The organism is endosymbiont of Ridgeia piscesae, assembly GCF_001443665.1.
Classification (GTDB): domain Bacteria; phylum Pseudomonadota; class Gammaproteobacteria; order Chromatiales; family Chromatiaceae; genus Endoriftia; species Endoriftia persephonae.
Map to the genome: position 1 here is coordinate 49,994 of NZ_KQ557116.1, position 20,743 is coordinate 70,736.

At 62.1% G+C, this 20,743-nt stretch carries 23 protein-coding genes; 21 read left to right on the forward strand and 2 right to left on the reverse strand.

The features are described 5' to 3' along the window. Nucleotides 1–25: 25 nt before the first annotated feature. The 3 genes from Ga0074115_RS01400 (at nucleotide 26) to Ga0074115_RS01410 (ending at nucleotide 2,899) form a co-directional block, all read left to right on the forward strand. Nucleotides 26–1,936: an ATP-binding cassette domain-containing protein gene (locus Ga0074115_RS01400; RefSeq protein WP_057955695.1), complete on the forward strand. Its 1,911-nt coding sequence runs from the start codon at nucleotides 26–28 to the stop codon at nucleotides 1,934–1,936. Nucleotides 1,937–2,071: 135 nt separating this feature from the next. Continuing rightward, nucleotides 2,072–2,350 carry an RNA recognition motif domain-containing protein gene (locus Ga0074115_RS01405; protein ID WP_057955694.1) on the forward strand — a complete coding sequence of 93 codons (279 nt, stop codon included), beginning with the start codon at nucleotides 2,072–2,074 and terminating at the stop codon, nucleotides 2,348–2,350. A gap of 78 nt (nucleotides 2,351–2,428) precedes the next feature. Next, nucleotides 2,429–2,899, forward strand: coding sequence for a DUF2939 domain-containing protein (locus Ga0074115_RS01410; protein WP_057955693.1), 471 nt, complete (start codon nucleotides 2,429–2,431; stop codon nucleotides 2,897–2,899). Here Ga0074115_RS01410 and Ga0074115_RS01415 read toward each other — a convergent pair. Next, nucleotides 2,896–3,456 (reverse strand): DUF1415 domain-containing protein, encoded by a 561-nt coding sequence (locus tag Ga0074115_RS01415; protein WP_198295024.1) that lies wholly within the window; start codon nucleotides 3,454–3,456, stop codon nucleotides 2,896–2,898. The two genes, Ga0074115_RS01410 and Ga0074115_RS01415, sit on opposite strands and share 4 nt — an antisense overlap. Then, nucleotides 3,449–4,267, reverse strand: coding sequence for an MOSC domain-containing protein (locus Ga0074115_RS01420; protein ID WP_057955691.1), 819 nt, complete (start codon nucleotides 4,265–4,267; stop codon nucleotides 3,449–3,451). Before Ga0074115_RS01420 ends, Ga0074115_RS01415 begins: the two co-directional genes overlap by 8 nt. 114 nt (nucleotides 4,268–4,381) lie before the next feature. Here Ga0074115_RS01420 and Ga0074115_RS01425 point away from each other — a divergent pair, with 114 nt between their 5' ends. The 18 genes from Ga0074115_RS01425 (at nucleotide 4,382) to Ga0074115_RS01505 (ending at nucleotide 20,689) form a co-directional block, all read left to right on the forward strand. Beyond that, entirely contained in the window at nucleotides 4,382–5,491 is a 1,110-nt protein-coding gene (locus Ga0074115_RS01425) for a PilT/PilU family type 4a pilus ATPase (RefSeq protein WP_057955690.1), read from the forward strand. Between the two features lie 105 nt (nucleotides 5,492–5,596). Continuing rightward, complete coding sequence (locus Ga0074115_RS01430) at nucleotides 5,597–8,125, forward strand: glycogen/starch/alpha-glucan phosphorylase (RefSeq protein WP_060528134.1); 2,529 nt, start codon at nucleotides 5,597–5,599, stop codon at nucleotides 8,123–8,125. After that, on the forward strand, nucleotides 8,122–8,406 hold the full coding sequence (locus Ga0074115_RS01435) for a YcgL domain-containing protein (RefSeq protein ID WP_057955689.1): 285 nt from the start codon (nucleotides 8,122–8,124) through the stop codon (nucleotides 8,404–8,406). The genes Ga0074115_RS01430 and Ga0074115_RS01435 overlap by 4 nt, the downstream gene beginning before the upstream one ends. Nucleotides 8,407–8,497: 91 nt before the next feature. After that, nucleotides 8,498–8,647 carry an LPS translocon maturation chaperone LptM gene (gene lptM / locus Ga0074115_RS15580; RefSeq protein ID WP_101841465.1) on the forward strand — a complete coding sequence of 50 codons (150 nt, stop codon included), beginning with the start codon at nucleotides 8,498–8,500 and terminating at the stop codon, nucleotides 8,645–8,647. Between the two features lie 3 nt (nucleotides 8,648–8,650). Continuing rightward, nucleotides 8,651–9,898: a diaminopimelate decarboxylase gene (gene lysA / locus Ga0074115_RS01440; RefSeq protein WP_057955688.1), complete on the forward strand. Its 1,248-nt coding sequence runs from the start codon at nucleotides 8,651–8,653 to the stop codon at nucleotides 9,896–9,898. Beyond that, complete coding sequence (locus Ga0074115_RS01445; protein ID WP_057955687.1) at nucleotides 9,895–10,566, forward strand: class I SAM-dependent methyltransferase; 672 nt, start codon at nucleotides 9,895–9,897, stop codon at nucleotides 10,564–10,566. The genes lysA and Ga0074115_RS01445 overlap by 4 nt, the downstream gene beginning before the upstream one ends. Nucleotides 10,567–10,625: 59 nt before the next feature. Beyond that, a complete protein-coding gene (locus tag Ga0074115_RS01450; RefSeq protein WP_057955686.1) occupies nucleotides 10,626–11,063 on the forward strand; it encodes a hypothetical protein in 438 nt (145 codons plus the stop codon). 57 nt (nucleotides 11,064–11,120) lie between these two features. Next, complete coding sequence (gene dapF / locus Ga0074115_RS01455) at nucleotides 11,121–11,951, forward strand: diaminopimelate epimerase (protein WP_057955685.1); 831 nt, start codon at nucleotides 11,121–11,123, stop codon at nucleotides 11,949–11,951. Then, on the forward strand, nucleotides 11,948–12,646 hold the full coding sequence (locus tag Ga0074115_RS01460; RefSeq protein ID WP_057955684.1) for a DUF484 family protein: 699 nt from the start codon (nucleotides 11,948–11,950) through the stop codon (nucleotides 12,644–12,646). Before dapF ends, Ga0074115_RS01460 begins: the two co-directional genes overlap by 4 nt. Nucleotides 12,647–12,652: 6 nt before the next feature. Continuing rightward, nucleotides 12,653–13,570, forward strand: a complete 918-nt coding sequence (gene xerC, locus Ga0074115_RS01465) for a tyrosine recombinase XerC (protein WP_057955683.1) — start codon at nucleotides 12,653–12,655, stop codon at nucleotides 13,568–13,570. 67 nt (nucleotides 13,571–13,637) lie between these two features. Beyond that, nucleotides 13,638–13,949 (forward strand): hypothetical protein, encoded by a 312-nt coding sequence (locus Ga0074115_RS01470; protein WP_057955682.1) that lies wholly within the window; start codon nucleotides 13,638–13,640, stop codon nucleotides 13,947–13,949. Between the two features lie 147 nt (nucleotides 13,950–14,096). Then, nucleotides 14,097–14,642 carry an ATP-dependent protease subunit HslV gene (gene hslV, locus Ga0074115_RS01475; RefSeq protein WP_005965472.1) on the forward strand — a complete coding sequence of 182 codons (546 nt, stop codon included), beginning with the start codon at nucleotides 14,097–14,099 and terminating at the stop codon, nucleotides 14,640–14,642. Between the two features lie 6 nt (nucleotides 14,643–14,648). Next, nucleotides 14,649–15,989 (forward strand): ATP-dependent protease ATPase subunit HslU, encoded by a 1,341-nt coding sequence (gene hslU, locus Ga0074115_RS01480; RefSeq protein WP_060528135.1) that lies wholly within the window; start codon nucleotides 14,649–14,651, stop codon nucleotides 15,987–15,989. A 118-nt stretch (nucleotides 15,990–16,107) separates the two neighbouring features. Further along, nucleotides 16,108–16,470 (forward strand): gamma-butyrobetaine hydroxylase family protein, encoded by a 363-nt coding sequence (locus Ga0074115_RS01485; protein WP_006475159.1) that lies wholly within the window; start codon nucleotides 16,108–16,110, stop codon nucleotides 16,468–16,470. Between the two features lie 35 nt (nucleotides 16,471–16,505). Beyond that, nucleotides 16,506–17,255, forward strand: coding sequence for a bifunctional demethylmenaquinone methyltransferase/2-methoxy-6-polyprenyl-1,4-benzoquinol methylase UbiE (gene ubiE, locus Ga0074115_RS01490; protein WP_057955680.1), 750 nt, complete (start codon nucleotides 16,506–16,508; stop codon nucleotides 17,253–17,255). A gap of 28 nt (nucleotides 17,256–17,283) precedes the next feature. After that, complete coding sequence (locus tag Ga0074115_RS01495; protein WP_057955679.1) at nucleotides 17,284–17,907, forward strand: ubiquinone biosynthesis accessory factor UbiJ; 624 nt, start codon at nucleotides 17,284–17,286, stop codon at nucleotides 17,905–17,907. Next, complete coding sequence (gene ubiB / locus Ga0074115_RS01500; RefSeq protein WP_005966322.1) at nucleotides 17,904–19,562, forward strand: ubiquinone biosynthesis regulatory protein kinase UbiB; 1,659 nt, start codon at nucleotides 17,904–17,906, stop codon at nucleotides 19,560–19,562. The genes Ga0074115_RS01495 and ubiB overlap by 4 nt, the downstream gene beginning before the upstream one ends. 29 nt (nucleotides 19,563–19,591) lie before the next feature. Then, nucleotides 19,592–20,689 carry a DegT/DnrJ/EryC1/StrS family aminotransferase gene (locus Ga0074115_RS01505; RefSeq protein WP_057955678.1) on the forward strand — a complete coding sequence of 366 codons (1,098 nt, stop codon included), beginning with the start codon at nucleotides 19,592–19,594 and terminating at the stop codon, nucleotides 20,687–20,689. Nucleotides 20,690–20,743 lie beyond the last annotated feature (54 nt).

Here is a 20,743-nt window from a genome sequence, read left to right on the forward strand (position 1 = left end):
CCGAGGCACTGGTACACTCCGCGCCATGTTGCGATTCGACCATCTGACGCTGCGCCGCGGCAGCAAACTGCTGTTCGCCGACGCCCAATTCACCCTGCATGCTGGCTGGAAGATCGGCATCACCGGCGGTAATGGCTGCGGCAAATCGAGCCTGTTCAGCCTGATCCTCGGCCAGTTGCAGGCCGACGAAGGGGAGCTTGAGCAGCCGCCTCGGCTGGAGATCGCTCATGTCGCCCAAGAGACCCCGGCGCTCGAGCGCGCCGCCATCGAATATGTCATCGACGGTGACCAGGAGCTACGCCGCATCGAGGCGGAGCTGGCGGAAGCTGAGGCGAGTCACGACGCCGCCAGCCAGGCGCAACTGCACGACCAACTACAGACGATCGGCGGTTACGGCGCCAAGGGGCGCGCCGGCCAACTACTCTACGGGCTTGGCTTTGCGGCCAACGAGATGGAACAACCGCTCTCCCACTTCTCCGGTGGCTGGCGCATGCGCCTCAATCTGGCCCAGGCGCTGATGTGCCGCTCCGATCTGCTGCTGCTCGATGAGCCCACCAACCACCTCGACCTGGATGCAGTGATCTGGCTCGAAGGCTGGCTGAAAAAATACCCCGGCACCCTGCTGCTGATCTCCCACGACCGGGACTTTCTCGACCAGACCATAGACCATGTGGTGCACATGGAGCAGCAGACTGCCAGCCTCTACAGCGGCAACTACTCCGCCTTCGAGCAGATCCGCGCCGCACGCCTCGCCAACCAGCAGGCCGAACATCAGAGACAGCAGCGCGAGATCGCCCACATCCGCAGCTATGTGGATCGTTTCCGCGCCAAGGCCACCAAGGCGCGCCAGGCCCAGAGCCGCCTCAAGGCACTAGCGCGCATGGAATTGATCGCCCCGGCCCATGTCGACTCTCAGTTCCACTTCGCCTTCCGCGCACCGCAACACAACCCTCACCCGCTGCTGCAACTCGAAAAGGTCAACGCCGGCTACAACCAGCAGCCGCTGCTGCAGAAGATCGGACTGTCCCTCGAGCCGGGCGACCGCATCGGCCTGCTCGGCCCCAACGGCGCGGGCAAATCGACCCTGATCAAGCTAATGGCCGGCGAGCTCACCCCTCTGGCCGGCAAGCTACTGCCCGCCCAAGAGCTGAAGATCGGCTACTTCGCCCAGCACCAGCTGGAGCAGCTCGACCTGCGCGCCAGCCCACTGCAGCATCTGCAACGTCTTGATGCCAAGGCCAGCGAGCAGTCTCTGCGGGATTTTCTCGGCGGATTTGGCTTTGCCGGTGAGCGCGCGCTGGAGCCAGTCGCACCCTTCTCCGGCGGCGAAAAGGCGCGCCTGGTGCTGGCACTATTAGTCTACCAACGCCCCAACCTGCTGCTGCTCGACGAGCCCACTAACCACCTCGATCTGGAGATGCGCCACGCCCTCGGCCAGGCGCTGCAGGATTTTGAGGGGGCGATGGTGCTGGTCTCCCACGACCGTCACCTGCTGCGCATCACCTGCGACCGCCTCTGGTTGGTGTACGGCGGGCGCGCCGAACCCTTCAATGACGACCTGGAGGCCTATCCCGCCTGGCTGACGGCGCAGCGGCGGGAACAGGGGTCGGATGGAAACAGCCGCAGCGAGGGAGAGCATACCGCCGAGGCGCGCCGCGCCCGCAAACGTGCCGAGGCCGAGCGGAGGCGCCAGCTGCAGCCGCTCAAACGCCAGATGACGAAGCTCGAACAGGAGATGGAACGCCTGCAGGCCAGCCAGTCCATCCTGGAGAGTTCGCTGGCCGACACGGGTTTCTATCAGGAGGATAGAAAACAAGATCTAAAACAGCTGCTTGCCGAGAAAGCCGAGGTCGATCGCCAACTCCAAGCAATAGAGACCGACTGGTTTGCAATTGGAGAGCAATTAGAGGCTGCACAATTGCAAGAAACCGACTAAAGTACCCATACACCGCGGTGTGCGGGAGATACCGAGTTGAGGTTTTCCCCGACCGGAGCTATCGATTGATTTTGCATTTGATTGGTTGGTGGCGTTGTTATTTTCTCAAATGCATTTTTTCAGTGAGCTTTGGAAATGAATATCTATGTTGGAAACCTCTCTTGGAACACCACCGATGATGAGTTGCATGAGCTTTTTGCTCCCTATGGCGCGGTAGACAGCGCCAAGGTTATTATGGACCGTGAGACCGGTCGCTCCCGCGGCTTCGGCTTTGTCGAAATGTCTGACAACAGCGCCGCACAGAGCGCCATCGATAGCCTCAACGACAGCCAGTTGGGCGGTCGCAGCCTGCGTGTCAACGAAGCCAAGCCCCGCACCAACAGCGGTGGTGGTGGTGGTCGCGGTCGCTACTGATCCGTGCCCTGCTGATCAGGGAGGCCCGGCGGTCGCCGAGCCTCCCATTCCATCTCCGTCACAAACTTCCCCGATCCCATGAAAACGCTCTTCATCACGCTATTACTGGCGCTGATCGCCTATCTTGTCTGGCCCTTCACCACCCTTTATCAACTCGACCAGGCGCTGCAACAAAGTGACCGGGCGCGGCTTGCCGAACTGGTGGATCTGCAGACAGTGCGGGCCGAGATCAATCGCAAGATGAACAAAGAGATGGAAAGCAGCATCGGCGAGGTCTCTGGCAGCTTCGTCGAATGGCTGCAGAGTGGCATCCAGCGACTCGGCAGCGGTGCCATCGACCAGATGGTCGACCTGGAGTGGGCGATGCATCAGCTCCGCTCCCACAATCCGGACCCCCGTCAGGGCGGTCTGCTGAACCAGCTAGACTACGCCTTTTTTGACGGCCCCAACAGCCTGCTGCTGCGTATCGGCGAGCTGGGTGAAAACCCGGTACACGCGCGCCTGACCCGCGACGGCGAGCGCTGGCGCATCACCGCGATCTACAACTAATCCTCCTCCCCCACAAAACAGTGGGCGAGTTGCGCTAGCACCCGCTCAATACCCATATCACGCAGCAACTGCACGTTGCGCTGGGGAATCTGCTCCGGGTTGGGATAACTCTCCAGGGCACGTGACAGCGGCACCTCACGAATGACGTGGATCATCGGATAGGGTGAACGATTGGTGTAGTTGGCCGGATCATCCGCTGTGGTCCCTTCAAAACGGTAGTCAGGATGGAAGCTGGCGAGCTGAAACAGCCCCTCCAGCCCCGCCTCGGCGATCGCATCTTCCGCCAGCGTCAACAGTTCCAGGTAGTCTGAAAACCGCTCCAGACCTCTGGGAATGATAAACAGCACCGTCTCCACCTCCGCCTCATCGAGGCGGTTGATCTGATCCAGCTCCTGCAAAAAACTCTGGTAGATCGCCTCCAGTTGATCCACCCGGGTGGCGTGGAAACGCACCCGCCCCTGACTCATCGGCTGGGCCGCAAACGGGCAGAGATTAAGCCCCACCACCACCTCTTCCACCCACTGCCTGCAGGCAAGGATCGCCTCTGACTCATTCACCACTCACCTCCAGCAACTCAACCGGCAACCCCAAGGCGAGTTCGCCCTCAGCATTGTGTAAAAGATTCTGACCGAAAAGCACCTTATTGCCCTGGCGACGATAGCCGGACAGGGTCTTCAGCGGCTCCTCTCCGCGCTGCGCACTCTGCGGATCGATGGTGGTAATAACGCAACGAGAGCAGGGTTTCACCACCCTAAAATCCACCCCGCCGATTTGGATCCGCCGCCACCGGTCCTCCGCATAGGGCGTGCAGCCATCGACCACCAGATTGGGACGAAAACGGCGCATCGGCAGCGCAACCGGCAGACGCCGATTGAGATCATCCAGCGAGGCCTGCGAGATCAGCAGTAGCGGAAAGCCATCGGAGAAGGCGGTGTGGTCTGAGCTGAGAGCGTAGTCAGGATCGACCTGGCGGCGGGTCGAGTCGGGCATGTAGACCAGCCGGCAGGGGGTCTCCAGAAACTCACTCAACCACCGATCGGCCTCCGCACTACAGACCAGCCCCCGGCAACGATCCTCCCAGACCTGCACCTCGATCCACTCATCCCCTTGAGGATGCAGCGGTAGTGACAACGGCTGCTGACCATCGGCCCGCAGCAGCAGCCGATCCGACTCAATTGCCGGCTGAATCAGGGTCATACGCGGCAGACGCCGCTGGCTGAGAAAGTGACCGGCCTGATCCACCAGCATCCAACGGCGATCGTAGTGCAGCCCAAAGCTGTCCAGCTCGCTACGCTGCAGATCGATCCCGCCGAGGGATTTCACCGGATAGATGCTCAGCCCGCTCAGTCGAATTAGTGATGGCTGCATGAAAAAATCTCCTACACTCCAGAGAAAAACCGCCGATAAGCATGGGACAGCAAGGCACTATAGGGAAGCGATACCTCCCCCGCCAGCCTCAATCACCGCAACAAGGAACCTTTGATGGATATCGTCCCCTATCTGAAACTCATGGTGCAGAAAAACGGCTCGGATCTCTTCTTCAGCACTGGCGCACCACCCAACCTCAAGGCCGAGGGGGATTGCCGTCCGATCGGCTCCACCCCGCTGCAGCCCGGCCAGGTGCGCAAGCTCGCCTACTCGGTGATGTCAGACGACCAGATACACGAGTTCGAGGCGACACTGGAGTGCAATATGGCCATCTCCATCAGCAAACTGGGGCGGTTTCGCGTCAATGTCTTCAGACAGCGCGGCGATGTGGCGATGGTGATCCGCTACATCAAAGGGGTGATCCCGCCGGTGGAACAGCTCAATCTGCCGGTCATCCTGAAGGATCTGATCCTGCAGAAGCACGGCCTGATCCTGGTGGTCGGCGCCACCGGTTCGGGTAAGTCGACCACCCTGGCGGCGATGCTCGAGCACCGCAACCAGAACATGTATGGCCACATCCTCACCATCGAGGATCCGATCGAATACCTCTACACCCACAAGCGGTCGATCGTCGACCAGCGCGAGGTGGGCATAGATACTCTCAGTTATGAAAACGCCCTGAAGAACGCCATGCGCGAGGCTCCTGACGTGATCCAGATCGGCGAGATCCGCGACATGGAGACGATGAAATACGCCATCGCCTACGCCGAGACTGGCCACCTCTGCCTCTCCACCCTGCACTCCAACAACGCCAACCAGGCCCTCGACCGGATCATCAACTTCTTTCCCGACACCGCCCGGCAGCAGCTCTACATGGACCTCTCACTCAACCTCAAGGCGGTGATCTCACAACGCCTGGTGCGCAACGTCAACGGCCAGCGCCTGCCGGCAGTAGAGATCCTGCTACTCACCAGCTACATCTCTGAGCTGATCCAGAAGGGCGACATCCACGGCATCAAAGAGGCGATGGAACAGGGCACAGAACGCGGCATGCAGACCTTCGACCAGTCGCTCTACAAGCTCTACCGGGAGGAGCGGATCACCCTGGAGGAGGCCCTCACCCACGCCGACTCACGCAACAACCTGTCGCTGAAGATCCGCCTCTCGGAAGGCGCCAGCCCTGGCTTCTCCGGCAACCTCGGCATCACTGAGAAGCAGCCCTAACAACTGTGATACATGCAATCCCTTACCGGTGACATAGTTTCTGGTTTAGCACCAGAGACCGCTGCATAATACGCGATTCATTAAGCATATTGGTGCAGTCAAGCCATGTCAGAAAAAGGCCACCCCAAACTGAAACAGTGTGATCCAACCAACCGCAAAATCACCGAACTGCCGCCGTTGGGCATGGAGATCGAGGCGATCGCGGATGACTTTCGCCGCTATTTCGCTCACACCCTCGGTCGCGACGACCACTGCAAATCGAGCCACTACCCCTACAAAGCACTGGCGCTGGCACTGCGCGACCGTCTCATCGAGCGCTGGAAGACCACCCGTCGCGCCTACGAAGAGAGCGATTGCAAACGCACCTTCTACCTCTCACTCGAATTCCTGATGGGGCGCGCTCTGAGCAACACCATGCTCAACCTGGATCTCACTCAGCAGTCGTACAAAGCCCTCTACGATCTAGGCGTATCGCTGGAGGAGATCCGTGAGAGCGAGCCCGACGCCGGCCTCGGCAACGGTGGCCTGGGGCGGCTCGCCGCCTGCTTCCTCGACAGCTGCGCCAGCCTGCAGCTGCCGGTGCGCGGCTACGGGTTGCGCTACGAATACGGCATGTTCCGCCAGCACATCGCCAACGGCCAGCAGATCGAGGATCCAGACCACTGGCTACGCGACGGCAACCCCTGGGAGCTGGAGCGGCCCGAGTATGTGCAACGCATCAAGTTTGGCGGGCGCGTCGAGCAGGGCCGCGACGCCAGCGGCCGGCTGCACATCCGCTGGGTCGACACCCACGACGTGCTGGCGGTGCCCTACGACATCCCGATCCCCGGCTACCGCAACAATACCGTCAACACCCTGCGGCTGTGGAAGGCCGCCGCCACCGACGAGTTTGACCTGGAGGAGTTCCACGCCGGCGGCTACACCGAGGCGGTGAAGAAAAAGAACGACGCCGAAAACATCACCATGGTGCTCTACCCCAACGACGCCAGCGAGAACGGCAAAGAGCTGCGGCTGCGCCAGCAGTACTTCCTCGCCTCCGCTAGTATCAAGGACGTAATCCGCGAATGGCACGAGAGCCACCAGGATTTCAGCAAGTTTGCCGAGAAAAACTGCTTCCAGCTCAACGACACCCATCCCAGCATCTCGGTGGCTGAACTGATGCGCCAACTGATGGATGAGCACCATCTGAGCTGGAACACCGCCTGGCAGATCACTTCTCACACCATGGCCTACACCAACCACACCCTGCTACCCGAGGCACTGGAACGCTGGCCGGTGCGCCTGTTCCAGCAGCTACTACCGCGCCTGCTGGAGATCATCTACGAGATCAACGCCCGCTTTCTCGCCCAGGTAGCGCAGCATTGGCCCGGCGACACTGACCGCTTGCGCCGCATATCGATCATCGAGGAGGGACACGAGCCAATGGTGCGTATGGCCTACCTCGCCATCGTCGGCAGCTTCTCGATCAACGGCGTCGCCGCACTGCACACCCAGCTGCTCACCGCCGGCCTGTTCCACGACTTCTATGAACTCTGGCCGGAACGCTTCAACAACAAAACCAATGGCGTCACCCCGCGGCGCTGGCTTGCCGCCTGCAACCCCGGCCTGCGTGAACTAATCACCGAGAGCATCGGCGACGGCTGGATCGCCAACCTGCCCGAGATCAGCCAGATCGAAAAGCTCGCCGACAGCCGCGTGTTCCGCCGCAAGTGGCGCGAAATCAAACAAACCAACAAGCAGCGCCTGGCGGCGATGGTCAAGGCCGACTGCGACGTGGAGTTCAACCCCGAATCGCTGTTCGACGTGCAGGTCAAACGCATCCACGAATACAAACGTCAGCTGCTCAACATTCTGCATGTGATTCACCTCTACAATCGCATCCGCGCCGGCGACACTGCCAACTGGACCAACCGCTGCGTACTGATCGGCGGCAAGGCGGCACCTGGCTATGTGATGGCAAAGCTGATCATCAAACTGATCAACAACGTTGCGCGAGTGGTCAACAACGACCCGGATGTCGGCGACAAACTGAAGGTCGCCTTCATCCCTAACTATCGGGTCTCAGCAATGGAGATCATCGCCCCCGGCACCGACCTCTCGGAGCAGATCTCCACCGCCGGCAAAGAGGCCTCCGGCACCGGCAACATGAAGTTCATGATGAACGGCGCAGTCACCATCGGCACCCTCGACGGCGCCAATATCGAGATTATGGAGGAGGTCGGCAAGGAGAACTTCTTCCTCTTCGGCCTGACCGCGACAGAGGTCGACACGCAGCGCATGCACTACGATCCGAATCGGATTATCGACAATGACGCCGATTTCCGCCAGGTAATGCAACTGCTGGAGTGCGGCTACTTCAACCAGTTCGAACCGGGGCGGTTCGACACGATCATCGAGTCGATCCGTAACCCCTACGATCCTTGGATGACCGCCGCCGACTTCCGCAGCTATGTGGAGGCCCAACAGCGTGCCGCCGAGGCCTATCAGGACCAGGAGCAGTGGCTTCGCATGAGCATCATCAACAGCGCGCGCAGCGGCCGTTTCTCCACCGACCGCACCATGCAGGAGTACAATCGCGACATCTGGCGGATGCAGCCGGTGGCCCCGCTGCCCCTGACCCCTGCTGATCCATGAGCGCGAAAAACATCCACTGCTGGATCTACCGCAGCCCGCGCAAGCAGGAGATGTATCTCTACCTGCGCGAGCAGGACGCCTTCGAACAGCTGCCCGAGCCCCTGCTCAAACGCTTTGGCAGACCGACGTTGGTGATGGAGCTGGAGCTAAATGCCGGTCGCCAGCTGGCGCGGGAGGATGTGGGCAAGGTGATGCAGAATCTGCACAGCCAAGGCTTCCATCTGCAGATGCCGCCACGGATTGAGGTCGATCTCTACCAGGGCGACAGCGGCGGCTTTTGACCCAGCCCGCATCAGATATAGGGCGGCCCGTGGCCGCCGCGTATCATCTATAAAATCAAGGATAATGTCGGGCGCGGCCCGACCTATAAATATGCCACATTTAATCGCCGGATTACTGGCACTCCTACTGCTTAGCGCCTGCGGCCAGAAAGGCCCGCTCTACTTACCGCCCGAGGCACAGCCACAGGTCGATCCTACAACCGAGCAGCCTACCCAGGCACCAGACCAGAAGAAGCACTGATCCATGGACCATTTCGACTATCAAGGCGACCAGCTCTACGCCGAGCAGGTGCCACTCACCGAGATTGCCAGACACTACGGCACCCCCTGCTATGTCTACTCCCGCGCCACCCTGGAGCGCCACTGGCACGCCTTCGACGACGCCTTCGGTGCACACCGCCACTTGGTCTGTTTCGCGGTCAAGGCCAACTCTAATCTGGCGGTGCTGAATCTGCTGGCGCGCCTCGGTTCCGGCTTCGACATCGTCTCGGTGGGCGAGCTGGAGCGGGTGCTGGCGGCCGGTGGTGAGCCGGCCAAGGTGCTCTTCTCCGGCGTCGGCAAGCGCGAGGATGAGATGCGCCGTGCGCTTGAGGTTGGCATCCGCTGCTTCAACGTCGAGTCAGAAGCGGAGCTGGAACGCCTCAACCGGGTCGCCGGCGAGATGAGCGTACGTGCGCCGGTATCGATCCGCGTCAATCCCGACGTGGACGCCCAAACCCACCCCTATATCTCCACCGGACTAAAGGAAAACAAGTTCGGCATCGAGATCCAGCAGGCCCCGGCAATCTATCGCCAGGCCGCCGCCATGCCCAACATCGAGATCAAGGGGATCGACTGCCATATTGGCTCCCAGCTCACCGAACTGTCGCCATTCCTCGACGCCCTCGACCGGGTGCTGCTGCTGGTCGAGCAACTGGAGAGCGACGGCATCGCCATCCAACACCTCGACCTGGGTGGCGGCCTCGGCATCCGCTATACGGATGAAACGCCTCCCCAGCCCGCCGACTACGCCAGGGCCCTGGGAGAACGCCTCGGCGATCGCGACTACGAACTGCTGGTGGAACCAGGCCGTGCCATCGCCGGCAACGCCGGGGTACTGCTGACCAGGGTCGAGTTCCTCAAGCCCACCGAGCACAAGCCCTTTGCCATCATCGACGCCGCCATGAACGACCTGCTGCGCCCCGCGCTCTATCAGGCCCATCAGCAGATCGTGCCGATCGACCGCAGCAGCCAGGGCAACCGCGCCCGCTACGATCTGGTCGGCCCGATCTGCGAGACCGGCGACTTCCTCGGCAAGGGCCGCGAGCTGAGCCTCAGCCCCGGCGACCTGCTGGCGGTGCGCTCTAGTGGCGCCTACGGCTTCACCATGAGCTCCAACTACAACTCCCGCCCACGCGCCGCTGAGGTGATGGTGGATGGTGACCAGCACTACCTGGTGCGCCGGCGCGAAAGCCTTGACGATCTCTATCGGGGCGAACAGCTGCTGCCGTGAAACGCATCCCGGAGCCCGTCGAGCTGATGGATGAGAAGGCGCAGGCCAAGGTCTACGCCGAAGCCGATTTCAGGGAGCCCAACCAGCTCTTTCTCAATAGGCTCTTGGCACTCATGGGGGATCGAGCACCCAATCATGCCCTCGACCTGGGCTGCGGCCCGGCTGACATCACCCTGCATGTCGCCCGCCACTGGCACGACTGCCGGGTAGATGGCCTGGATGGGGCCGAGGCGATGCTGGCCCACGGCCGCCGACTACTGCAGCGCCACCCCGCCACCGAGGCGCGTGTAAACCTGATCTGCGACACTCTGCCCAGCGCCCTGCTACCACAACGGGCCTACGACCTGATCTTCTCCAACTCGCTACTGCACCATCTGCACAATCCCGACATTCTCTGGCAGACCATCCAATCCACCGCCATCCCTGGTGCCGCCATCTTCATCATGGACTTGAGGCGCCCCAACTCGCCACAGACGGTGGAATCACTGGTGCAACGCTACGCTGCTAACGAGCCCCAGATCCTACAACGCGACTTCCGTGCTTCACTGTGCGCCGCCTTTACTCCCGATGAGGTCCAGCAGCAGTTGAACGAGCGGGGGCTGACCACACTCAGCGTGCACAATCTCAGCGACCGTCACCTGAGCATCAGCGGCTTTCTACCCGGCTGACACTCCCGCCTACTCTGCTAATATTCTCTGCACCCACAGCAACTGCAAAAGATTGGACCATGGCCTCATCCCGACGCTTTTCTCCACTCACCCGGCTCCTCCTGCTGATTGCACTGGGCTGGAGCAGCCAGACCGTCACCGAGCCCTTGCCAAGCAGCTCCGGCGCAACGCTCTACTTCAAACTGCCCATCGACGGTCTCAGACCCGTCAGCCAGGAGAGCCGCATCGGCCTCTCTCTGCATCACACCCTGACCAATACCCCCTCAAACTCATCACAACCATCACCACACCAACTCTCCCTGGTCGACTGGAGTTACAGCGCTCAGCAAGGACCACGTCTGACCATGCTCGGCATCAACCCGATGATCTTCAATCACAGCCAGCTCAGCGCTGCAGAGAGGGCAAAGCGGGAGCAACTGGAGGAGAATCTACAGGCAATCCTCATTGTCGGACTGGGGCTAGCGACCGCCTCCGGGGTGATCGCCAGCTCCGACTGAGGCTCTGGCGATCCAGCTCCACTTTGCAGTCAGGCGCAGGCTTGCTAGCCTTGGCAGATGCAACTCCGATTCAGCAAAATGCAGGGCATCGGCAACGACTTTGTGGTCTTCGATGCGATCAACCAAAGCGTCGAACTGAGCGCCTCGCAGTACCGTGCCATCGCCAACCGACGCTTCGGCGTCGGCTGTGACCAGATCCTGCTGGTGGAGTCGCCGCGCCTGCCCGATACCGATTTCCACTACCGCATCTTCAACGCCGACGGCTCCGAGGTGGAGCAGTGTGGCAACGGAGCGCGCTGTTTCGCCCGCTTCGTGCACGAGAAGGGACTGAGCTCGAAGCGCAGCATCCCGGTCGGCACCGCCTCGGGGCGGATCGTCCTCAATCTGCTGGATGACGGGCTGGTCCAGGTCGATATGGGCGAACCGATCCTCGACCCTACCGCCATCCCCTTCCAGGCCGACGCCATTGCCACCAGCTATCCGCTGCAGGTGGGAGGCGAGCAGCTGATGATCGGCGCTGTCTCGATGGGCAACCCGCATGCGGTTCTGCTGGTCGATTCGGTAGATAGCTTCCCGGTGGAGCGGCTCGGCCCGCTGATCGAAAACCATCCGCGCTTTCCGCAGCGGGTCAATGCCGGCTTCATGCAGGTGATCGATCGCAATCAAATCCAGCTGCGGGTGTTCGAACGCGGCTCCGGTGAGACCCTCGCCTGCGGCACCGGTGCCTGCGCCGCAGTGGTCGCCGGCCGGCTGCAGGGATTACTCGATCAACGGGTCCAAGTCAATCTCCCCGGAGGGGATCTTGTGGTAGAGTGGCCAGGAGAAGAATACCCCGTGCTGATGAGCGGACCGGCAGTCACTGTGTTTGAGGGGAAGATAGAACTATGAGCCAACAGGCCAACCAACCCGACACCCCCGCCAGCCTCGAGAGCGAAGCGGCTGTGATCGAATATCTGAAAAACCACCCCGATTTCTTCAACCGCCACCCTGAGGCGCTCAGCGAGCTTGAGATTCCCCACCAGAGCGGTGCGGCAGTCTCACTAATCGAGCGCCAGGTGGAGAGCCTGCGAACCCAGGTGCATGGCTACCAGACCAGGCTCGACGAATTGATCGCGGTGGGCCGCGACAACGACCAGCTGCAGCAGAAGCTGCACCGGCTGACCCTGGCACTGATCGACGCTGTCACCTTCGAAGAGGTGCTGACCGCCCTGGAAGACGAACTACACGGCGACTTCAAGGCCGATGCGGTGGAGCTGCGCCTTTTCTCCAACCCCCATCTGACCGATCACTATGGCGAAGAAAACCCGAAACTCTCCGCCACCTTCGACTCATTTTTCAAGAAAAGCGCACCGGTCTGCGGCACGCTGGAGCAGGAGCAGCTGGCCTTCATCTTCGGCACCGAGGGGAAAGATATCGCCTCCGCCGCGCTGATCCCGCTGAACAGCGATGGGGTGCTGGGTCTACTTGCAATCGGCAGCCGCGATGCGGATCGCTTCGCCCCCCACCACGGCACCGACTTCCTCGCTCGCCTCGGCGACGTGATCGGCCGCACCCTGCAAGCGGTCTCGCTGCCGGGTCTCTAGTCTGTCATGTCCGACCCCGCCCAAGCCTCTGAGCTACAGTGCTGGGTGGATCGCTTCCTACTTCATCTGCGTGATGAGCGCCGCCTCTCGCCCCATACTCTGGCGAGCTACCGGCGCGATCTAAGCCAGCTCATCCACTGGCTCGATGAGCAGGGCATCTCCCACTGGTCGCATCTCAGCGCCAATCAGATCCGTGGCTACATCGCCCAGCGCCACCGCCAGGGTCTGGCAGCCAAAAGCCTGCAACGGGAGCTCTCCAGCCTACGCAGCCTCTACCGCTTTCTGCTGCGCGAACAGGCTGTCGACAACAATCCGGCGCTGGGGGTTCGCGCACCCAAAGCACAACGCAGGCTGCCCGCAACCCTCGATGCCGACCAGCTGAGCCAGCTCCTGGAGATCAGCGATAACTCGCCGGTGGCCCTGCGCGACCGGGCGATCATGGAGCTCTTCTACTCCTCAGGTCTGCGCCTGGCGGAGCTGATCGACCTCGATCTGGGACAGATCGACCAGGCCGACGCGGAGGTTGAGGTGATGGGCAAGGGCTCCCGGGCCCGCAGGCTGCCGGTAGGGCGCAGGGCGCTGCAGGCCATTGAGGCCTGGCTTGCAGTCCGCCCCCAGCTCGCGGCGGTTGACGAACCAGCGCTGTTTGTCGGCGTGCGCGGCCAGCGCATCAGCCGTTCCACCATCCAGAAGCAGCTACGTCACTGGTCACGACAGCAGGGCAGCCCGCACAACCTACATCCACACATGCTCCGCCACTCCTTCGCCAGCCATCTGCTGGAATCCTCCGGCGATCTGCGCGCGGTGCAGGAACTGCTCGGCCACGCCAACATCAGCACCACCCAGATCTACACCCACCTCGATTTCCAGCACTTGGCGCAGGTCTACGATCAAACCCATCCGCGGGCGAAGAAGCAAAAATAACCGCGTATTACCTTCAGTTTCCCTACCACCAGCCGGACCTTTTGTGCATTCAACTGAGGAAGATGAGATGACCCACCCGATTCGGCTACGCTTTCTACTGCTCCTGCTGATTGTCTCGACCCTGCTGGTCGCAGAACCCGCCCTTGCCAACAAGTTTGTCACCATCGGCAGTGGGGTCAGCGGCTCATCGAGCCTCAAACTCGGCTTCCTCACGGACGCCGCCTACATCACTGGCGCTATTTTTGCTCTGATGGCGGTCGGCGCCCTGCTGATGCGCAACCGCAATGCACACTCAGTCGACTTTACCCTCGGTAAGCAGGCTGCCATCATCCTCGCCATCCTCTCCTCCCTCTGTTTTCTCTTCGCCCTGCTTGCCTGAGACCGCCCCCACATACCCATTTGGCTCGAATCTGGCCCGCGACAAGCCAGATTGATAGAGATTCCGGCGCAAAATCCCAGCCCACCGTTTTTTCCCCTCCCCGCCTCGGGTACAATCAGCCTCCTTTCTGTCAGATGCAGGCTCGACGTGGAAACCTTCAAAGGTACAACAATTCTTTCGGTGCGCCGGGGCGGCAAGGTCGTCATCGGTGGAGACGGCCAGGTCTCGCTAGGCAACACCGTAATGAAGGGCAATGCGCGCAAGGTGCGCTCGCTCTACAAGGGACAGGTGATTGCCGGGTTTGCCGGCGCCACCGCCGACGCCTTCACCCTGTTCGAACGCTTCGAGGCGAAGCTGGAGAAGCACCACGGCCACCTCACCCGCTCAGCGGTGGAGCTGGCTAAGGACTGGCGCACCGACCGCATGTTGCGCCGCCTGGAGGCGCTGCTCTGCATCGCCGACGCCAAAGCCTCGCTGATCATCTCCGGCACCGGCGACGTGATCGAGCCGGAGAACAGCCTGATGGCAATCGGCTCCGGCGGCGCTTTCGCCCAGGCCGCCGCCAGCGCGCTGCTGCAAAACACCGAGCTGAACGCCCGCGAAGTGGTGGAGAAAGCGCTGCACATCGCCGCCGACATCTGCATCTACACCAACCACAACCTGATTCTAGAAGAGCTCGACAGCGAGAACTAACCCACTATGTCGGAAATTACCCCACAACAGATCGTTGCCGAACTAGACAAACACATCATCGGCCAGGCCGACGCCAAGCGCGCCGTCGCCATCGCACTGCGCAACCGCTGGCGCCGGGCCCAGGTGCCCGAGGCGCTGCGCAACGAGATCACACCGAAGAACATCCTGATGATCGGCCCCACCGGGGTCGGCAAGACCGAGATCGCGCGCCGCCTGGCAAAGCTGGCCGACGCGCCCTTCCTCAAAGTCGAGGCGACCAAGTTCACCGAGGTCGGCTATGTCGGTCGGGATGTGGAGTCGATCGTGCGTGACCTGGCCGACTCGGCAGTGAAAATGATTCGCGAAAAGGAGATCGCCAAGGTCGAGGACGAGGCCAGCGCAGCGGCCGAGGAGCGTCTGCTCGACGTCCTGCTGCCTGCCCCCAAACCGAGCGGCTGGGAGGAAGAGAGCGCCAGCAGCGGCGGTGTCTCCCGCCAGACTCGGGAGCGCTTCCGCGCCAAGCTGCGTGACGGCGAACTGGATGACAAGGAGATCGAGATCGAGGTCAGCGCCGCCCCGATGGGCGTGGAGATCATGGCCCCTCCCGGCATGGAGGAGATGACCAGCCAGCTGCAGGGGATGTTCCAGAACATGGGCAGTGGCCGCTCGCGAAAACGCAAGCTACGCATCCGCGACGCCCTCAAGGTGCTCAAGGATGAAGAGGCGCAGAAGCGCATCAACGAGGAGGATCTAAAGCTGCACGCCATCAATCTGGTGGAGCAGCACGGCATCGTCTTCCTCGACGAGCTGGACAAGGTGGCCAGCCGGGCCGAACACGGCGGCGCCGATGTCTCCCGCGAGGGGGTGCAGCGCGACCTGCTGCCGCTGGTGGAGGGCTGCACCATCTCCACCAAACACGGCATGGTGAAGACCGACCACATCCTGTTCATCGCCTCCGGCGCCTTCCACCTCTCCAAGCCGTCGGACCTGATCCCGGAGCTGCAGGGGCGGCTGCCGATCCGGGTCGAGCTGAGCGCGCTGAGCACCGAGGATTTCAGCCGCATCCTCACCGAGCCAGATGCCTCGCTCACCGAGCAGTATCAGGCGCTGATGGCCACCGAGCAGGTCGAGCTGGAGTTCACCGACGACGCCATCCAGCGCATTGCGGAGACCGCCTGGCAGGTCAACGAGCACACCGAGAACATCGGCGCACGGCGCCTCCACACCGTGATGGAGCGGCTGCTGGAGCAGATCTCCTTCGATGCCTCAGAGCACGCTGGCGAGCACTTTACGGTAGACGCGGCCTATGTGGACGATCAGCTCGCCGCGCTGGCAGCCGACGAAGATCTCAGCCAGTACATCCTCTAGCCCGATGATCGACTTCCCATCACAGAAGCGCCAGGCAACCCAACCCTACACCGGGATTAACTGCCGCTGCCATCAGGTACAATCCACGCCGGATTCAACAGCTACGAGGTAACCAGTGATGTCCCATCCGATTCCTACCGAGATCCACCTGCACCGCCAGTCGCGCCGGCTAGAGATCAGCTTCGACGACGGCGAGAAGTTCGAATATCCGGCGGAGTATCTGCGGGTTTTCTCTCCCTCCGCCGAGGTGCAGGGCCACGGCCCAGGCCAGGAGACGTTGCAGGTTGGCAAGGAAGAGGTGAACATTGCCCACATCGAACCTGTGGGAAACTACGCCATCTGCCTCCACTTCGATGACGAACACAACACCGGCATCTACTCCTGGGAAACGCTCTACCGCCTCGGCAAGCAGCGCGAGCAGAACTGGACAGATTATTTGCGCCGCCTCGACGAAGCGGGCTACCAGCGCAAACAACCCTGACCTCCGCAGAGCCGCCAACGCCTGAGTTTACTGAGATGAGAGACGAGAAAACCACACACTTCGGCTACGAAGAGGTCGCCGTAGACGAGAAGGCGGGGCGGGTGCGCGCCGTGTTCGACTCGGTCGCCAACAAATATGACCTGATGAACGATCTGATGTCATTTGGCGTCCACCGACTCTGGAAACGCCACACCATCGAGATCTCCGGGGTACGCCGCGGCCAGCGAGTGCTCGACTTGGCGGCCGGCACCGGCGACCTCTCGGCCCGCTTCAGCGGCCTCGTCGGCGCCGAAGGCGAGGTCATCTTCTCCGACATCAACGCGGCGATGCTCGAGCAGGGCCGCGAGCGCATGCTCAACGAAGGGCGCGCCGGCAACCTCCACTATGTGCAGGCCGACGCTCAGTACCTGCCCTTCCCGGAGAACCACTTTGACTGCGTCACCATCGGCTTCGGCCTGCGCAACGTCACCGACAAGCAGCTCGCCATCAACGCCATCTACAAGGTGCTACGCCCCGGCGGGCGACTGCTGGTGCTGGAGTTCTCCAAACCCACCAACAAGCCACTGGAGAAGCTCTACGACCTCTACTCCTTCAGCTTGCTGCCAAAGATCGGAAAGGTCATTACCGGAGACGAGGAGAGCTACCGCTATCTGGCCGAGTCGATCCGCATGCATCCGGACCAGGAGACCCTCAAGGGGATGATGGAGCACGCCGGATTTGAACGCTGCGACTACTTCAACCTGACCGGCGGCGTTGTCGCCATCCATCGCGGCTACAAACTCTAAATCAGCCCGCCACAAAGCAGTAGACCAGATGACCGTCAGCGCCGCTACCTTCGCCCTCCTTGAGGGAGTGATCAACCAGGCGATCCGGCTCGATCCGGAGACGCCCAAGCGCCTCGCACCGATGCATGGCAAGGTGATCCGTTTTGAGCTGCTCGGCCTCGGCATTTCGCTGTGGCTGATCCCTGAGCCTCAGGGGATTCAGCTACTGAGTGAATTCGAGGGCGAACCCGACTGCGTATTGCGCGGCACCCCGCTCGACCTGGCGCGGATGCGTGGCAGCCGGCAGAGCGCTGAACAGTTATTCCAGGGCGCGGTGCAGATCGAGGGCGACAGCGCCCTGGCCCACCGTTTCGGTGACTTCATCGCCGAGCTCGATATCGACTGGGAGGAGCAGCTCTCCCATCTGACCGGCGACCTGATCGCCCACGAGGTCGGCAACCTTACCCGCGGCCTGTTCAGCTGGGCCCGGCAGAGCGGCAAGACCGCACGGCTCAACACCCAGGAGTATCTGCAGGAGGAGCTGCGCCTGCTGCCGAGTCGCTACGAAGTCGATGCGCTGCTGGCCGACATCGACACCCTGCGCGACGATACCGAGCGCGCCAGCGCCCGTATCGAACGGCTGCGCAGCCAGCTCGCAGGAAGCAATCAATGATCCGCCCCGCCCAGGCCCTGCGGCTGATCCACATCAATCTGGTACTGCTGCGCCACGGCCTCGACGAGGTAGTGCTGGCGACTCATCTATTCCGCCCGCTGCGCTTCCTCATCTACCTCTCCCCCTGGTACTGGCTGCGTCGTGACCGCGGCCCTTATCCGGCGCGCATCCGCCGCACCCTGGAGGATCTGGGGCCGATCTTCGTCAAGTTCGGCCAGATCCTCTCAACTCGCCGCGACCTGCTGCCCGACGACCTGGCCGATGAGCTGGCCAAGCTGCAGGACCGGGTTCCGCCCTTCTCCGGCGCTGAGGCGCGGCGCATCATCGAAAAGGCCTTCGGCCACCCGATCGAGGATGTGCTCGACGCCTTCGAGGAGAAACCGCTCGCCTCCGCCTCCATCGCCCAGGTGCATACTGCCACCCTCAAGGATGGCAGGCAGGTGGTGGTCAAGGTGCTGCGCCCCGGCATCGAGAAGATTATCCGCCGCGACGTGGATCTGCTCTTCACCATCGCCCGGCTGGCGGAAAAGTACTGGAAAGAGGGCCGGCGGCTACGCCCGGTGGAGGTGATCGAGGAGTATGAGAAGACTATCTTCGACGAACTCGACCTAATGCGTGAGGCAGCCAACGCCTCTCAGCTGCGACGCAACTTCCTCAACAGTGAAGAGCTCTACGTACCCGAGATCTACTGGGATCTGGCGCGCCAGAATGTGCTGGTTATCGAACGCATCAGCGGCACCCCGGTGGGGGATGTGGAGGCGCTACGCGCCCAGGGCATCAGCATGCAACTGCTCGGTGAGCGCGGCGTGGAGATCTTCTTCACCCAGGTCTTCAAGTACAACTTCTTCCACGCCGATATGCACCCGGGCAACATCTTTGTCGAGCCAAACGGCCGCTATATCGCGGTGGATTTCGGCATCATGGGCACCCTCACCGAGGGCGACAAACGCTATCTAGCGGAGAACCTGCTCGCCTTCTTCAACCGCGACTACAAGCGGGTCGCCGAGCTGCATGTGCAGTCGGGTTGGGTACCAAAAACCACCCGGGTCGAGGAGTTCGAGGCGGCGATCCGCACCGTCAGCGAGCCGATCTTCGAACGGCCCCTGAGCGAGATCTCCTTCGGCCACTTCCTGCTGCGGCTGTTCCAGACCGCGCGGCGCTTCGACATGGAGGTGCAGCCGCAGCTGGTGCTGCTGCAGAAGACCCTGCTGAATATCGAGGGGCTGGGGCGCATGCTCTACCCCGAGCTGGATCTCTGGACTACCGCCAAGCCGTTTCTCGAGCGCTGGATGAGCGAGCAGATCGGACGGCGCGCATTTGTGCGCAAGCTGCGCGACAGCTTGCCGGAGCTGGCGGAGCACCTACCGGAGCTGCCGCTGCGCCTGAACAAGATCATCGACGACGCCGCCGCCGGCAGGCTCAGCCTGCAGTGGCAGTCGGAGGAGCTCAGCCAACTGCGGCTTGAGATGCAGCAGCAACATCGCAGCAGCGTCAGCACAATGAGCGGCAGCGCGATGCTGGTCAGCGGTTCACTGCTGCTGGTATTCGGCCCCGGCATGATCGCATCCGCCCCCCTCTCCCTGATGATCGGCGCCGGGCTGAGCGGCGGTGGCGCTCTGCTGCTGCTGCGCGCCTGGCTTCACAGCCACGATTAAAAAAGACACCCAGCGAGTAGGACACGACCATGCAGTTCATCGACCTCAAGGCCCAATATCGCCTGATTCAGGCAGACGTCAACCAACGCATCCAGACTCTGCTGGAGCACGGCCAGTACATCATGGGCCCGGAGGTCCGTGAGCTGGAGGCGACCCTGGCGGAGTATGTGGGCGTAGAGCACTGCATCGGCTGCTCCAGCGGCACCGACGCACTGCTGATGGCGATGATGGCGCTGGGCATCGGCCCCGGCGATGAGGTGATCACCACCCCCTTCACCTTCATCGCCACCGGCGAGACCATCGCCCTGCTCGGTGCGGTGCCGGTGTTTGTCGACATCGACCCACAGACCTACAACCTCGATCCCAACCTGATCGAGGCAGCAATCACCCTCAACACCCGCGCCATCATGCCGGTCAGCCTCTACGGCCAGTGTGCCGATATGGACGCGATCAACGAGATCGCAGCGCGCCACGGCCTGGCGGTGATCGAGGACGGCGCGCAGAGCTTCGGCGCGAGCTACAAGGGGCGCATGTCCTGCGGCCTCTCCAACATCGGCTGCACCAGCTTCTTCCCCTCCAAGCCGCTCGGCTGCTACGGCGATGGCGGCGCCTGTTTCACCGACGATGCAGAGCTAGCAACAACCCTGCGGGAGATCCGCGACCACGGTCAGGACCGCCGCTACCACCACCCACGGCTCGGCATCAACGGCCGGCTCGACGGCATCCAGGCAGCGGTGCTGCTGGCCAAGTTCGAACAGTTCAAGAAGGAGGTGGCGCTGCGTGCCGAGATTGGTGGGCGTTACACGCGCCTGATCAACGAACAGTGCCCCGGCGTCACCACACCGCACCTGACCGAGGGCAATACAAGCGTCTATGCCCAGTACACCATCCAGGCCGATGACCGGGATCAGTTGCAGAAGCAGCTGGCTGAGCTGGAGATCCCCACCGCCATCCACTATCCGGTGCCGCTCAATGCCCAACCGGTATTCGCCGACTGTGGCCAGCCAGAGGATACCCCGGAGAGCCTCAAGCTCTCACAGCGAGTGATCAGCCTGCCGATGCACCCCTACCTGAGCAAAGAGGATCAGGAGACGATTGTCATGGCACTACAGGCGGTACTGACATAAGGCGAACCATACCCGCCACCAGCGATGGCCTGGCGCCCACGGGGCGCCCTATGG

What these genes read in the sequence shown, in the direction of transcription:
- Ga0074115_RS01400 (WP_057955695.1), top strand. Translation starts at nt 26, where the DNA reads ATGTTGCGATTCGACCATCTGACGCTGCGCCGCGGCAGCAAACTGCTG.
- Ga0074115_RS01405 (WP_057955694.1), top strand. Translation starts at nt 2,072, where the DNA reads ATGAATATCTATGTTGGAAACCTCTCTTGGAACACCACCGATGATGAG.
- Ga0074115_RS01410 (WP_057955693.1), top strand. Translation starts at nt 2,429, where the DNA reads ATGAAAACGCTCTTCATCACGCTATTACTGGCGCTGATCGCCTATCTT.
- Ga0074115_RS01420 (WP_057955691.1), bottom strand. Translation starts at nt 4,267, where the DNA reads ATGCAGCCATCACTAATTCGACTGAGCGGGCTGAGCATCTATCCGGTG.
- Ga0074115_RS01425 (WP_057955690.1), top strand. Translation starts at nt 4,382, where the DNA reads ATGGATATCGTCCCCTATCTGAAACTCATGGTGCAGAAAAACGGCTCG.
- Ga0074115_RS01430 (WP_060528134.1), top strand. Translation starts at nt 5,597, where the DNA reads ATGTCAGAAAAAGGCCACCCCAAACTGAAACAGTGTGATCCAACCAAC.
- Ga0074115_RS01435 (WP_057955689.1), top strand. Translation starts at nt 8,122, where the DNA reads ATGAGCGCGAAAAACATCCACTGCTGGATCTACCGCAGCCCGCGCAAG.
- lptM (WP_101841465.1), top strand. Translation starts at nt 8,498, where the DNA reads ATGCCACATTTAATCGCCGGATTACTGGCACTCCTACTGCTTAGCGCC.
- lysA (WP_057955688.1), top strand. Translation starts at nt 8,651, where the DNA reads ATGGACCATTTCGACTATCAAGGCGACCAGCTCTACGCCGAGCAGGTG.
- Ga0074115_RS01450 (WP_057955686.1), top strand. Translation starts at nt 10,626, where the DNA reads ATGGCCTCATCCCGACGCTTTTCTCCACTCACCCGGCTCCTCCTGCTG.
- dapF (WP_057955685.1), top strand. Translation starts at nt 11,121, where the DNA reads ATGCAACTCCGATTCAGCAAAATGCAGGGCATCGGCAACGACTTTGTG.
- Ga0074115_RS01460 (WP_057955684.1), top strand. Translation starts at nt 11,948, where the DNA reads ATGAGCCAACAGGCCAACCAACCCGACACCCCCGCCAGCCTCGAGAGC.
- xerC (WP_057955683.1), top strand. Translation starts at nt 12,653, where the DNA reads ATGTCCGACCCCGCCCAAGCCTCTGAGCTACAGTGCTGGGTGGATCGC.
- Ga0074115_RS01470 (WP_057955682.1), top strand. Translation starts at nt 13,638, where the DNA reads ATGACCCACCCGATTCGGCTACGCTTTCTACTGCTCCTGCTGATTGTC.
- hslU (WP_060528135.1), top strand. Translation starts at nt 14,649, where the DNA reads ATGTCGGAAATTACCCCACAACAGATCGTTGCCGAACTAGACAAACAC.
- Ga0074115_RS01485 (WP_006475159.1), top strand. Translation starts at nt 16,108, where the DNA reads ATGTCCCATCCGATTCCTACCGAGATCCACCTGCACCGCCAGTCGCGC.
- ubiE (WP_057955680.1), top strand. Translation starts at nt 16,506, where the DNA reads ATGAGAGACGAGAAAACCACACACTTCGGCTACGAAGAGGTCGCCGTA.
- Ga0074115_RS01495 (WP_057955679.1), top strand. Translation starts at nt 17,284, where the DNA reads ATGACCGTCAGCGCCGCTACCTTCGCCCTCCTTGAGGGAGTGATCAAC.
- ubiB (WP_005966322.1), top strand. Translation starts at nt 17,904, where the DNA reads ATGATCCGCCCCGCCCAGGCCCTGCGGCTGATCCACATCAATCTGGTA.
- Ga0074115_RS01505 (WP_057955678.1), top strand. Translation starts at nt 19,592, where the DNA reads ATGCAGTTCATCGACCTCAAGGCCCAATATCGCCTGATTCAGGCAGAC.